General features: G+C 74.3%; 12 protein-coding genes. 7 read left to right on the plus strand and 5 right to left on the minus strand.

Annotated elements, in window-relative coordinates; genetic code table 11:
- Nucleotides 1–55: 55 nt before the first annotated feature.
- The 3 genes from ACSMXW_RS22665 to ACSMXW_RS22675 are packed head-to-tail and all read right to left on the minus strand — an operon-like array spanning nt 56 to nt 1,909.
- Nucleotides 56–559 carry a succinate dehydrogenase hydrophobic membrane anchor subunit gene (locus ACSMXW_RS22665; protein ID WP_485798846.1) on the minus strand — a complete coding sequence of 168 codons (504 nt, stop codon included), beginning with the start codon at nt 557–559 and terminating at the stop codon, nt 56–58.
- Between the two features lie 4 nt (nt 560–563).
- Nucleotides 564–1,262, minus strand: coding sequence for a succinate dehydrogenase, cytochrome b556 subunit (gene sdhC / locus ACSMXW_RS22670; RefSeq protein WP_485798848.1), 699 nt, complete (start codon nt 1,260–1,262; stop codon nt 564–566).
- A 50-nt stretch (nt 1,263–1,312) separates the two neighbouring features.
- Nucleotides 1,313–1,909, minus strand: a complete 597-nt coding sequence (locus ACSMXW_RS22675; protein ID WP_485798850.1) for a 2-oxo-4-hydroxy-4-carboxy-5-ureidoimidazoline decarboxylase — start codon at nt 1,907–1,909, stop codon at nt 1,313–1,315.
- Nucleotides 1,910–2,723: 814 nt separating this feature from the next.
- Here ACSMXW_RS22675 and ACSMXW_RS22680 point away from each other — a divergent pair.
- The 3 genes from ACSMXW_RS22680 to ACSMXW_RS22690 all read left to right on the plus strand — a co-directional run bounded on the left by ACSMXW_RS22680 (nt 2,724) and on the right by ACSMXW_RS22690 (nt 6,206).
- A complete protein-coding gene (locus ACSMXW_RS22680) occupies nt 2,724–4,283 on the plus strand; it encodes a family 20 glycosylhydrolase (protein WP_485798852.1) in 1,560 nt (519 codons plus the stop codon).
- Between the two features lie 307 nt (nt 4,284–4,590).
- Nucleotides 4,591–5,250: a hypothetical protein gene (locus ACSMXW_RS22685; protein WP_485798853.1), complete on the plus strand. Its 660-nt coding sequence runs from the start codon at nt 4,591–4,593 to the stop codon at nt 5,248–5,250.
- 332 nt (nt 5,251–5,582) lie between these two features.
- Nucleotides 5,583–6,206, plus strand: a complete 624-nt coding sequence (locus ACSMXW_RS22690; RefSeq protein WP_485798855.1) for an SMI1/KNR4 family protein — start codon at nt 5,583–5,585, stop codon at nt 6,204–6,206.
- Nucleotides 6,207–6,329: 123 nt separating this feature from the next.
- Here the strand turns inward: ACSMXW_RS22690 and ACSMXW_RS22695 are convergent, their stop codons facing one another.
- Nucleotides 6,330–7,079: a GNAT family N-acetyltransferase gene (locus tag ACSMXW_RS22695; RefSeq protein ID WP_485798857.1), complete on the minus strand. Its 750-nt coding sequence runs from the start codon at nt 7,077–7,079 to the stop codon at nt 6,330–6,332.
- 234 nt (nt 7,080–7,313) lie between these two features.
- The gene (locus ACSMXW_RS22700; protein ID WP_485798858.1) at nt 7,314–8,156 is read right to left on the minus strand and encodes a GNAT family N-acetyltransferase; all 843 of its coding nucleotides are present in this window, start codon (nt 8,154–8,156) and stop codon (nt 7,314–7,316) included.
- Between the two features lie 468 nt (nt 8,157–8,624).
- Here ACSMXW_RS22700 and ACSMXW_RS22705 point away from each other — a divergent pair, with 468 nt between their 5' ends.
- From ACSMXW_RS22705 to ACSMXW_RS22720, 4 genes are all read left to right on the plus strand, one after another.
- Nucleotides 8,625–9,542 (plus strand): TIGR03619 family F420-dependent LLM class oxidoreductase, encoded by a 918-nt coding sequence (locus ACSMXW_RS22705; protein ID WP_485798860.1) that lies wholly within the window; start codon nt 8,625–8,627, stop codon nt 9,540–9,542.
- A gap of 268 nt (nt 9,543–9,810) precedes the next feature.
- Entirely contained in the window at nt 9,811–10,410 is a 600-nt protein-coding gene (locus ACSMXW_RS22710; protein ID WP_485798861.1) for a TetR/AcrR family transcriptional regulator, read from the plus strand.
- Nucleotides 10,411–11,161: 751 nt separating this feature from the next.
- Nucleotides 11,162–11,857, plus strand: coding sequence for an RNA polymerase sigma factor (locus tag ACSMXW_RS22715; RefSeq protein WP_485798863.1), 696 nt, complete (start codon nt 11,162–11,164; stop codon nt 11,855–11,857).
- Nucleotides 11,857–13,101 (plus strand): hypothetical protein, encoded by a 1,245-nt coding sequence (locus ACSMXW_RS22720; protein WP_485798865.1) that lies wholly within the window; start codon nt 11,857–11,859, stop codon nt 13,099–13,101. Before ACSMXW_RS22715 ends, ACSMXW_RS22720 begins: the two co-directional genes overlap by 1 nt.
- The last annotated feature ends 131 nt before the right edge of the window (nt 13,102–13,232 follow it).

Raw genomic sequence — 13,232 nt, forward strand, 5'->3', positions numbered from 1 at the left:
CTCGGTCGGTCGTCGGGCCGCGGGGCTGTGTGACGTGGGGGGCGCGGACAGCGGGCTAGGTGATGTCCGGGTCGAAGGTGAAGATCACCAGCGTGCCCAGGAAGACGGTGAACCCCGTGGCGGTGTAGAGCAGGGCCTTGAGCCAGAGCCGGGTGGCGGTGTGCTCGGCGTAGTCGTTGACGACGGTGCGCAGGCCGTTGGCGCCGTGCAGCATCGCGAGCCACAGCATCAGCAGGTCCCACACCTGCCACCACGGCGAGGCCCAGCGCCCGGCGACGAACGCGAAGCCGATCCGGGACACCCCGCCGTCCAGCACCAGCTGGATCAGCAGGTGGCCGAGGACCAGCAGCACCAGCACCACGCCGGAGACCCGCATGAACAGCCAGCCGTACATCTCGAAGTTGCCGCGCGTGGAGCTGGGCGTGGTGGTGGTCCGCTGCCGCGGCGGTTCGATGACGGGGGCCGGGTGCTCGGCGTCGTAGCCGGTGCCGCCCTCCACGGGCCCGACGCCGGGCGGCGCGGGTGCGCCGCCCGTGCCGCCGGTGACGTCGGTCGCCATGGTCTCAGCTCCCGAAGACCACACGGGCGGCGTGCCCGAGCACCGGGTACACCGCGGCGGCCATCAGCACCGCCCAGACGCCCACGGCCGCCCACAGCATCTGCCGCTGGTAGCGGGCGCCCTTCGACCAGAAGTCGACGGCCATCACCCGCAGGCCGTTCAGCGCGTGGAAGAGGACGGCGGCGACCAGGCCGTACTCCAGCAGCGCCACCGCGGGGGTCTTGTACGTGCCGATGACGCGGTCGTAGTCCTCTGGGGACACCCGGACCAGGGCGGTGTCCAGGACGTGCACGAAGAGGAAGAAGAAGATGAGGACTCCGGTGACCCGGTGGGCCACCCAGGACCACATGCCTTCCCGGCCGCGGTACAGCGTTCCAGCCGGCACGGTTTCCCTCCGGGAAAGGGGAGCGGATCGGAGCGGAGCGGAGTCCTCGTCGGCCTGCTCGTCGACTCGGGCCCGGCCGGGGTCGGTCACCGGCCCCCGCCATCGTAGGAACGGCTGGGCTGCTGTGCCCGGTGGGCGCGGCGGGGGTGGTCCGTCCGCCGCGCAAAGAGGCCCGTACGGACTACCCACCGGCGCGCCTGCGCCTCTCTCGGGGCCGCGCCCCGGCCCCCGCGGTACACGGGGCTGTGCCCGGGCCCACGCGGTGACACGGGGCTGTGCCCGGGCCCACGCGGTGACACGGGTTGCGCCCCGGCCCACGCAGGGGCGCGGGGAACTGCGCGCCCTGCCCCGACGAGACGGTCGGGTCGTCAGCGTCCCAAGGGGGCTGTTTCTGTCGTTTTCGGGCCGCCGGCCGGGGGGTGGTTGCTCGCGCAGTTCCCCGCGCTCCTTGGGGGTACCGGGGGTGCCGTCGACCGTCGGCGCACCCCGTCGCGTACAAGGCGCGCGATCCGCCCGCGCGCCAGCCGGCGCAACTCCTCCGCGGCCAGCACCCGCTCCTCCTCCGGATCGTTGGTGAGCCGCGCCCGGATCCCCGTGAGCACCTGATCCAGCGCCTCACTCTGCGGGTAACCGTCCAGGCAGATCACGAAGACGTGCCCGAACCTGCCCTCGTACGCCACATGGGCGGCGCTCAGCGCGGTGTGCGCGGCCGTGTAGCCCGCACCGGGCGGCAGCGCGAGGGATTCGCGGGACAGCGCCTCGGTCAGCTCGTCCGGGCTGAGGTCGTACGTCGCCTCGTCGGCCGCGGCGAGCAGCGCGTCCAGGTCGGGGTAGGGCCGGTGGGCGACAAGGCGCCCGGCCCAGTCGGGGCTGGCGCAGCAGCCCAGCAGTGCGAGGGTGACCGCGTCGGCGGGGGCGGTGTTGAACCCCTCGATCCCCGGCGCCCAGGGTGCGGGCCGCGACATCGCGGATATCGCTCCGGGGGCGGGGTGGTGACGGGGAGTGTGGGTGGCCAGCGTGACTCCTCGGCGGGCGCGGGTGGAGCGGCGCGGCACGGCGGGGGTGTGCGGTGCGGCGCATGGGGGTGGGTGGTGGGGCGGTTCGGTGAGGAGAGGCGGGGCGGTGGGACGTGTCCGGGAAGGACGGCTGAAACGGTACCGAGGGCTCCGCGGGGCGGCGGCTCAGGGGGCCGGTACCGGGGAGGCGGGCGGGCCCCGTGGAGGTGGAACGGCGTGGCGTCACGCTAACGACGCCACGCGATGGCCGTACGACCGGTGCACGAATTTCACCCGTACGTGAGCTTTCCGGCGTGGAGTGGACGGGCCGCCGGCACCCGCCCCTAGGGTCGGTGCGGGAGGCGGCGCCGGGGCCGCCGCCTGGTGACGACCGCCGCCGGTGCCGGGATCGTTGCCGAGCCACGACCGCCGCCGGGCACCGGGACTGCCGCGGATGCCGGGGCCGGTGCCGGGTGCCGGGACTGCCGCGGGTGCCGGGGCCGGTGCCGGGTGCCGGGACTGCCGCGGGTGCCGGGGCCGGTGCCGGGTGCCGGCACCGCCGCCGGGTGCCGGGACTGCCGCCGGTTCCTGGGCCGCCGTCCGGGGTGCCACTGCCGGTGCGGGACTGTGCCGCCTGGTGCCCGGATCGCTGCCTGTGCCAGGGTCGGTGCCGGGTGCCGGGTGCCGGGTGCCGGGTGCCGGGGACCGCTGTCGGGCGGCGGAGCCGCTGCCGTGCACCGGGCGGTGTCGGCGTGCATGTGACGGAAGGACAGGGCGAGTGCCGATGAACGGCAGGACCGTCAGCCTGGCCGGGGGTGTCCTCCTCGCCGGGGCGGCCGCCCTCGCCCTGGCCCTGTGGTCGTCCGGCGGCGGGCAGTCGGGCGCCTCGCCCGCGCCGTCCGCCACCCGATCGTTCCCGCTGTCCCCACCACCCCGGACGATCCCCTCGGTGCGCTCCGCCACGCCCGCGCACGGCCCCGGCTGGCGGCCGGGACCGGACGGCCGCGTGGTGGTCGGCGACGACCGGCTCGCGGACGAGGGCCGGCTGCTCGCGGGCGAGTTGAAGCTGCGGTACGCGGGCCGGACGGACGCCCGCACCGGCGACGTCGAGCTGGCCCTCGACTCCGGCGCCGGCAGCGGCCCCGAGTCGTACAGGCTCAGCGTGCGCGGCGACCGGGTGCGGATCGCCGGACCCGGGCAGGCCGGGGTCTTCTACGGCACCCGCACCCTCAAGCAGGAGGTGCACGCCGGCGGCACCGCCCCCGAGGGCGAGGTGCGCGACGGCCCGGCCAAGCCGGTGCGTGGTCTCATGCTCGACATCGCCCGCAAGCCGTTCACCGCCGGCTGGCTGGAGAACCTGGTCCGCGAACTCGGCGACCTCAAGTACAACGAGCTGGGCCTGCACCTCTCCGACGACCAGGGCTTCCGGGTCGAGTCCAGCACACACCCCGAGGTGGTCTCCCGGGACCACCTCACCAAGGCGCAGGTGCGCCGGATCGTGGCGATGGCCACGGCACGGCACATCAGCGTGGTGCCGGAGATCGACTCTCCGGGGCACCTCGGGGCGGTGATCGCCGCCCACCCGGACCTCCAACTGCACGGCACCGCCGGCAGGGCACCGGCCGGCGCCGTGAACATCGCCGATCCGGCCGCCGCCCGGATCGTGGACGACCTGCTGAAGGAGTACACGCGGCTCTTCCCCGGCAGCCGCTGGCACCTCGGCGGCGACGAGTACGTGGCCCTGATGGCGAGCGACCCGGAGACCGCCTACCCGTCCCTGGCCGCCGCGGCCCGCGCCAGGTACGGCAGCGGGGCGCGCGTCCAGGACCTGGTGACCGGCTGGCTCAACGACCGGTTCGCCACGCTGCGGCGCGCGCACCGTACCGCCGTGCGCGCCTGGAACGACGGGTTCTTCGCGGACGGCCGGGTACAGCTGGACCAGGCGATCCAGGCCGCGTACTGGACCGGCCGCGAGTCCACCGCGCGGGAGCCGGTGGACTACCTGCGCGCGGGCCGACGGGTGATCAACTACAACGACGTGTTCCTCTACTACGTCCTGGGCCAGCCCAACCACATGCTCTACCCCACCGGGCAGCGCATCTACCAGGACTGGACGCCGCTGGTGCTGCGCGGCACCGGGCCGGTGCCGCGGCGCTACGACCGGCAGGTGCTCGGCGGCACCTTCGCCGTCTGGTGCGACCACGCGGACGCGCAGACCCAGGACCAGGTGGCCGCCGGGATCCGGATGCCGCTGCGGGCCCTGGTCCAGAAGCTCTGGGATCCCCGGAGACCGCCGCTGACCTGGGACGAGTTCAGGGCGCTCGCACAGCGGCTGGGGGACTGAGGCAGGCCGTCCGGGCACGTCCCGGCACCGGCCGAGGCGCGCCTCTTCCGCCGCTGGGCGTCCGGTCTCCCGCACGTCCGAAGCCGTGGGGATCGAGGCCCTCGTCGTCCGAACCCGTGGGGAGCGAGGCCCCCGCACTCCGAAGCCGTGGGGAGCGAAGCCCCGGCCGTCCGCAGCCCCCCGGGGCCGGAACCCGGCCCGAGGAACGGTTCTCAGTCACACATCGGCCATGAATCGGCCATGAAAGTGACGTTCCCGCGGTGGCGCACGCAGTTCTGGACGTGCCCATCTCAGAAAGGGAGGCGTCATGAGCCTTGTGGCGCTGATCGCTCAGGCGGACGACCGGGGATTGGCGACGACCGGTCTTGCCTGCCTCGACCGGTGTATGCCGCTGCTGGGCGGTGCCGAGGAGGCTCTGCGCCCCCTGTGGTCCAGCCTCACCGAGGGCGACGGCTGGCCGGAGGGGCTGGCGGCGGCCCGCGCCGCGGTCGAGAAGACGGGGGGCGGTCCGCGCACGGTGCCGGTGGGCGGCCCGCCCGGGCCCGCGGACGGCTGCCCGCCGGGCGAGCAGGCCCCGGCAGGGGAGGCCACGGCGCTGGTGCTCAGGATGCTCGGCACCGCCCCCGCCACGCTCCCCGCCGGCCTGGCCGGTGACGGCACCCACAGCGCCCCCGCCGCCGGGCGCCGGGCGCTGCACGCGTGGGCCGACGCCTGCTCCCTCGCCGCCCTGCGCGTCCACGTGCTGCTGGACGGCGCGGGCGACGGCCCCGCGGCCGTGGCGGCGTACCGGGCGGGCCGCACCCACGGCATCACCCCGCTGGCCGCGGCCGAACTGCGCCGCCAGACGGAGATCCTGCACCTGCTGGCCGAGCACGGCGCGGGAGCGCTCCGGCAGGCACTGGCGCTCTCCACGGAGGGCCGCCGCATCCTGCGCGCCGCGGCGAACCGCAGGGCGCGGGCGCGCTGAGGACGCCGCGGCCGGAGCCGGGGGCCCGAAGGCCCTGGGGCCCGCCGCGCGGGCATGTGAAGACCCTGCGAGGCCGGGTGGGCCGGAGGGTCGCCCGGTGTGGGGCCATGGCACCGTTGTGACGGCTGGGCCGGGTGTGCGCCAGGCGCACGCTGGGGGTGCGTGACACTTCCGCGGGTCCATCCGCTAGTCATCGAAAGAACCGGACGGCCGCGACGGCGGTCGCGTGGCGCCGTCCGGCCGTGCGCACCACCGGGCCCGCGGGGGGCCCGGCGCCCGGCCGGGCTCAGGACGCGGCCTCAGGTGCGGAAATGGTGGGAGGGCGGATCACCATGCCTTTGGAGATGCTGGAGCGCGCGCTGCCGGCCTTAACGGAACTGACCGCGCCCCGGCTGGACGGCGTCCGGCCGGTCCGGCGCAAACGGGCGCCCGGACCAGGTCACGGCACGGGCGCGGGCCGGGCGGTGGACTGGGCCCTGATCGCGGACGAACTGGGCACCCGGCTGCCCCCGGACTACAGGGAGCTGGTGCGCCGGTACCAGGGCCTCGTCATAGACAACCGGCTCGGCATCCGGATGCCGTGGCCGGGCTGGGAGCGGTGGTACGTCGACGCGACGCGCGAGTGCCTGCTGGAGCTGGAGGGCTGCTGGATGACCGGGGACTCGGGCGGCCACGTGCCGTACCCGCGGCCGCGCGGCCTGATCCCGTGGGGCGGCTCCATCGACGGCGACGCCTTCTACTGGCGCACGCACCCGGACGGCCCCGAGGCGTGGACGGTCGTGGTGTGCGGCGCCGACAACGGCTGGGCGGAGGTGGAGCGCGATCTCACCGGTTATCTCGCGGGCCTGATCCTCGGTGAGGTCGAGCCCTGCGGGGGACTGCCGCCGGGCTTTCCCGGTGCCACTCCGTCGGTCTCCGTGGACGACGGCTGGCGGCGGCAGCTGACCCGCGACTGAGCGGCCCGGCGGCGGGCCCGCACGCCTACCCCTGAGCGCGTCGGGGCCCGCCGGCGGCGAACGGCCGGGGCCGCCATCCCCGGCCCGACCCGCGCAAGTCGGGCCCGCGTCCTCATGGCGGGGCTACACGGCCCGGTCGTGGACGGGGAAGGTGAAGAGCCGGTACTCCGCGACCGAGACGAAACCGAGGTGCCGGTACAGCGGCTCGCCGGCCGGGCTCGCCGAGAGGGCGGCGAGGCTCATGCCGCGGTCGTATCCCGTGCGGAGCGCAGCCGCCGTCAACGCCGCGCCGATCCCGCGGCGCCGATGGCTCTCCGCGACGTGGACGAGGAAGATCCCCGCCACCCCGTGCGCCGAGATCACCACGGTGGTCCCGACCACGCGGCCGTCGACAACCGCGGCCAGGCGGACGATGTCCGTGTTGTCCGGACGCTGCGACTCGATGCGCACCATGTCGGCTTCGAGACCGGGCGCGACGCCCATCGAAGCGCTGTAGGTGCGGACCAGCTCCGCCAGCCGGTCGTGGTCGGCCACCGCGACGATCCGCGGACCGTCCGACGCCGCCATGGCGGCCGCGGCCCGGTCGAGCGGCCGTATCATCACCGGGACGGCTCCGAACTCCACCCCTCCGTGCTCGGCCAGAGCCGCCGCGGTGCCCTCGGGGCTGTCCGGGCCGACCCACCACCACCAGGGCACTCCCGCGAGCCTCTCTCGTGCGGTGGTCACCGCCTGCCCGACCGCGTCCAGGGACCGCAACCGGACCACGCCGTTGAACTGCGGCTGGGCCAGTCCGCTGCGGAAGTGCTCGGCGTCTGTCTCACCGCGTTCCTCCTCGCCCCAACCCATCAGGTACTGCCGGAAGTTGGCGGTCACCGCCACGCTCCCGGTATCCCAGGCGTCTGCCGGTGTGCCCGTCCCGGCGGATGCGCCCGCCGTCGGCCGGGCATCAGCCGCACGTGGTACGTCCGTCACGCTCGTCACCTCTCTCATTTCCGGGTACTGCCTCGCCCCGGAGGCGCGAGGCCCGCGCCTGACCCGTGCGGTCCGCCGCCGGGCCCGCGGCGCGGCCCGCGGCGGGTCGCGGGCCAGGTCTTCGTTCAGGAACCGTCAGGGCGCCACGATGCGGTAGTCCGAGACGGGCCGGTAGCCGATGCGCCGATACAGGCGGTTGCTCGTCGGGTTGGAAAGGTCGGTGAAGAGCAGGACGTGTTCCGCCCCGGCGTCCCGCGCGGCCTGGGAAACGGCTGCGGTGACGGCGGCACCGTAGCCTCGTCCGCGGTGGTGGGGCGGCACGTACACCGGGGTGACGCGGGCGGTGGCGGCCACCACGGTGGTCATCGCTGCCATGGCCACCGGTTCGCCGGCGACCATCCACAACCGCCAGCCGCCCCGGGCGGTCCGCTCGTCGACGAACCTGTCGAGGTCGGCTCCGAGCGAGCCGGCTTCCGCGACGAAGCGGGTGCACCAGTCGTGGAGAAGAGGCCGGTCGTCCCCGGTTGCCACCCGCGGTGCCCCCGGCGGGGCGACGCCGGGCGGCACGAGCTGTTCGAGGCGGTGCAGGCGAAGACGCGGTCCGTCGCCCGGGGCCCTGCCCGTCGTTGCTTCCCAGGCCTCGGAGAAGGCGCGGACCGACGCGTCGTCGGCCAGCAGACCGGTCCACGGGTGGGTGTCGGTGGACAGCAACCGGGCCAGGCCTGTCGCCGCGGCCCGGGTGAGGCTGCTCGCGGTCAGCAGATGCGGTGGAGTCCACACGAACGCGGCCGTCGTCGGTGCCCCGGCTGCGTGACACCACCATCCCAGACGCGTGGGCGGCGTCGTACCCCAGGACTGCGGACGCTCGATCGAGTCGAGCCCGGACAGCAGCATGGTGTGCAGGTCGGGACGCGCGGAAACGAAGCACCCCGCCTCGGACCGGAACACCTCCGGACTGCCGGTGACAGACCATGCCATCGATTCAGGTCTCCTGCCTGCCGGTGAGAAGGAGGGGCGGCGGACGGCACGGCGCCGGAGAACTCCGTGGCGGTTCCGCGAGGCCTCAGCACATGCGTTCGTGCGGCCGGGTTCCGGGATCCGGTGGCGCAGGAACGGCGCGGGCGGCTTCCGCGCCCATGATCCAGCCCGTGCCGCCGGACGTCCACATGATAGATGTCACAAAGGATCTATCTGGCCGGGCGACGTCACCGGCCCGGCCGGCTGCATGATTACGGTCATAATCTTCAGGGTTTCGCACGGCAGATCATGGCCGCCGTCGAGGCGGCATCCGATTCCCGGGGCCGAGCGCCGGGAGGCGCAGGCTCCGCACGCCACCGCCGACAGCGCCTTCGCGGCAGCACCCGCGTCGGGCCCCGGGGGCCTGGCTCGGTGCGGGGGAGGCCGGCGGCCGCCGGGCATCCACACCACTCGATGAGAAGGAGTCCCATGCGCATAGGCTTGGCCCTGCCGACCTTCGGTCCGGACGCAACCGCGGAAGGCGTCATCGGCGTCAGCCGTTCTGCCGAGGAACTGGGGTACGACTCCCTCTGGACGGGAGACCGCGTCCTCGCCCCCGCCTCCCCCAGCGCGCCGTACCCGGCCGGTGACGGTGTGATGCCCAGGGCCTACGAGAAGCACCTCGACCCGCTGCTGTCCCTGTCGCTCGCCGCCGCGCACACCGAACGGGTCCGCCTGGGAACCAGCACGCTGAACGGCCTGTGGCAGCCGCCCCTGATGCTGGCCCGCTCCCTGACCACGCTCGACGTGCTCACCGGCGGGCGTCTGGACGTCGGTCTGGGGCTGGGCTGGATGCCTGACGAGTACGCCGCGGTGAACGTGCCGTGGCAAGGCAGGGGCGAACGGCTCGACGAGACGCTCGACATCCTCGACGGGTACTGGACCCAGGAGGTCTACGCCCACCAGGGGCCGCTGTTCACCATCCCGGAGACCGTCGTCGGGCTGAAGCCCCACCAGCGCCCCGGCCCGCCCGTCCTGCTCGCGGCCTTCACGGAGGCAGGTCTGCGCAGGGTCGCCCGGCGCGCCGCCGGCTGGTTGCCCGTGGCCATGCCGCTGCCGTATCTCACGGGACTGTGGGCGACCGTCCTGCGCGAGGCGGAGGAGGCGGGGCGGAACCCCTCCACCCTGCGCATGGCACTGCGGGTCAACCCCACGCTGACCGAGGAGAAGGTCGAGCCGGAGCGGATTCCCGAAGCCGGAACGCTGGAGCAGTACATCGACTACGCCCGGGCGGCGGCCGAGGCGGGCGTGCACGAACTCTTCATCGACCTCGGGCAGAGCCCCCTCACCTTGGAAGAGCGCACCGATACGGCCGGCCGGTTCATCGAGGGCGTACGCGCGGGTTGACGGCGTGCAGGGGTGTCACGGGCGGAGCGCCCCGGGCCCCGGTCCCCGGGCTCGGGACTCGGGGACCGGCGACATGGCGCGGATCGTGCCGGAAACGTCCTACGCGCTCCGCCGCGGCAGCCCGGCCGTGATGGCCGACGGAACCGGTCAGGAGAAGTTCCCGGGTGGGGGAACCGGTTACGATCGTTCGCCCTCCGGGCGGGGAACCGGTGCCGTCACCGCGGATGGCGACATGTCAGGTGATTGCCGAGGCTACGAAGGGTGAGAGATGGGCCGTGTCTCACAAGCAGAAGCGAAGGCCAACCGGGAGCGCGTGGTGGAGGCGGCCTCCCGCCTGATGCGTGAGAAGGGTGTCGCCGAGGTCGGCATCGTCGACGTGATGCAGTCGATCGGTCTCACCCAGGGCGGCTTCTACAAGCAGTTCGCCTCGAAATCCGCGCTCGTCGACGAGGCGATTGCCAAAGGCCTGGCCGACAACATCCGATACCTGGTGTCCTTGGACCAGGACGCCGGCAGGCACGAAACGGCCCGGAGGTCGCTGGTCGAGTCCTACCTCTCCGTCGAGCACCGCGACAACCCCGGCAGCGGCTGCCCCGCGGCCGGCTTCGTCGGCGACACCGCGCGTCAGCCCGCGCACAGGAAGACCTACGCCGACGGCATCCAGGAGATGGCGGCGTGGATCGCACCCGGGGACGCCGGCCTGGCGGCCCTGGCCACCCTCGTGGGCGGCATACTGCTCGCCCGCGCCACCACGGGAACTGCCCTGTCGGAGCAGATCCTCCACGCGGCTGGGCAAGCCGCGACGGAGGCCCTCGAAGGTCATCGGGCCGATGGCGCCCAGGCGGTATCCGGCCCGGGCCTACCTTGACGCCGCACTGCGCCGACGATGCCCTGCTGTAGCGGCCGATCATTCGGGGGCACCCTCACCGCGGCGTCCTCGACGCGATGGGCCAGCAGGCCGGCGTCCGGGACGGCTCGGCGCATCGGGCTGGGGAGGATCATGTGAGGCGGCGGGCCGGTTGGTCACGCGGTTGGCCACGTCGGCCGGTGCTGGGTGGCCGCCTGGCGGCGGGCCCGCACGCCGACCCCTGATCGCGTGGGGCCCGCCGGTGGCGAACGGCCGGGGCCGCCACCCCCCACAGGAGAGGCCCCGGCCGCCGCACGGCACGGGCCGCGCGGCGGCCCGTATCTTCTTCAGCGTCGGGAGGGCGCTTTGTGTCACACCCCACCCTCACAGCCGCTAGTTGCACGTTGTACAAACATGGACGGGAGGACGTTTCAGGCCGTAGCCTCCCTCCCACCCGGACGGACGATCCCGGCGACCGGGACCAAAGCCGCCCCGAGACCAGCAGCCCCCACCACCCGACGACGCCCCCGGCCCCCGGGCCGGTGCCTGCCCCGCAACCCACGGGCACACGTCCGCCCCGCACACGACCACCGACCGCGACCATCGATTGAGTAACCACGACGTTGATCAGCCAGGCCCGCGAGAGCGGAGCCGGCTCACGCGCAGAAGAAGAACAACCACGACCGCGACCATCAATTGAGTAACCGAGACGGCGAGCAACCCGGTGCGCGAGAGCGGCGCCGGCTCAGGCGCAAAGAAGGGCATACCCGGAGTGCTGGGGGACGACGCGGAGTTGACTGCCGCGGTGGATGCGGCACAGCGCGGGGACGAGAACGCGTTCCGCGCCGTGTACCGCACGGTGCACCCGCGGCTGCTGGGCTATGTGCGGACACTGGTCGGTGACGCCGAGGCCGAGGACGTCGCGTCGGAGGCGTGGTTGCAGATCGCGCGGGATCTGGACAGGTTCAGCGGGGACGCGGACAGGTTCCGCGGCTGGACGGCGCGGATAGCCCGTAATCGCGCCCTGGACCACATACGCATGCGGGGCAGGCGCCCGGCGGTCGGCGGTGACGAGTCGGAGCTGACCGCGAAGCCGTCCGCGTCGGACACCGCGGGCGAGGCGATGGAGTCCCTCGCCACCAGCCGCACCCTCGCGCTGATCGCCCAGCTGCCCCAGGACCAGGCGGAGGCGGTGGTGCTGCGCGTCGTCGTCGGCCTGGACGCGAAGACCGCCGCGGAGACGCTCGGCAAGCGTCCGGGCGCCGTCCGTACCGCCGCGCACCGCGGCCTGAAGCGCCTCGCCGAGCTGCTCGGACCGGAGGGGGACGGCCCGGACATGGCGCCGGAGGGTGTCCGGCGGGGCGTTCCGGGTGAGCTCGACTCCGTTCCGCACCAGCGGCCGCGAACGCGTACGGTGACCTCTGCGGGTGTGACGCAATCGCGCTCGCGGACGCAGAAGGACATGTGATGGCCGACGAGAGCCGTGTCTTCCCCGAGGACACAGGAGACCAGCTCCGGACCCCGGGAGAGTGGCTTGACCGGGCCACCGCGGAGCGCCTTCTCTCCGGCGTGTCCCTCGATGCTCTCCTCCGTGACGGCGCAGGTCCCGACTCTCTGGGCGCCGCCGAAATGGCCCGGCTTGTCCAGGTGCTGAGCGCGCTGCGGGCGCTGGCCGCGGACGGCGCCGCCACCGGACCCGCCCCCGGTGCGCTGCCGGCCGCCGGTGCCGCGGGCCCGGCCGATGGGCTGCCCGGCGAGGCCGCCGCGCTGGCCGCCTTCCGGCAGGCCCGCAACACAGCGTCACGGCGCGCGGCCACGAGCGCGGACACCCCCCGGATTCCGCACCAGGCCACGGACGGCCGGCGGGCGGTCGGCGGTCTCCCGCCGGCGGAGCTCGGCTCCGTCCGGCTGGCCGGCGCCGCGGCCGGCGCCGCCGGGCCGCGCGGCGACGCTACGCGCGCTGATCGCTTCCGCTGGCGGCCCCTGCGGTTCGGGCTCGTCGCGACCCTGGCGGGCTGCATGCTCGGCGGTGCCGCCGTCGTCGCCGGTCTCCTGCCGTCCCCGGTGGGCGGCACGGCCCGGCCGGGTCCCGCCGTCTCCGTCTCCGGGGAGAGCACTCCCGAGGGTTCGGCCCCTTCCGGGCACGCCGCCGGAGGCGGCGCGTCCCGGACCCCCGGCGCCACCTCGGGCCCCGGCACCGGTGAGGCGTCCTCCGGCACACCGGGGGACGGGTCCGGCGGCCGGGGCACCGGGAAGCAGCAGCACGGCGGGGACAAGAAGAAGAGCGACCCGGAAAAGGCCGAAAACTGGTGGGCGAAGATGGTGAGTGCCTGCCAGGACTACCGCGGCGGCAAGCCACTCGACGACAAGAGCCAGCACGATCTGGAGGAGGCCGCCAACGGCTCCGAGCGCGTCGCACACTTCTGCGCGGGCCTCCTCGCCGACCAGGGCGGCGACGGCGACCACTCCGGCGGCTCCGGCGGCGAGACCGGCGACACCCACGGCACCAGCGGAAACAACGGCGTCGGCAACGACGGCGACCACACCGGGGACCAGCACATCGGATCGGGCGGCGGCCCGAAGAGCGGCGCGGGCAGCCCAGGCGACGACGCTGCCAGCGCCTCCCCGAGTGCGTCCGGAAGCGCCCCCGACCCCTCGCACACCCCTGACGAGACCGTGGGTGTGACGTTTTCCAAGCCCGCGACGCAGTAAGAATCGAGCCGACTGGTCATCGGCGCTGCACGAGCCGGGGTTCCCCCCGTACCCGCGGCTCAGTGCTCCAGGCGCGGGCGGGACACGTTCCCCCGGTCCCGCCCGCGCTCTCTTTTGCGCCTGAACCGGCG

The organism is Streptomyces sp. DSM 116793 (genome assembly GCF_057320905.1).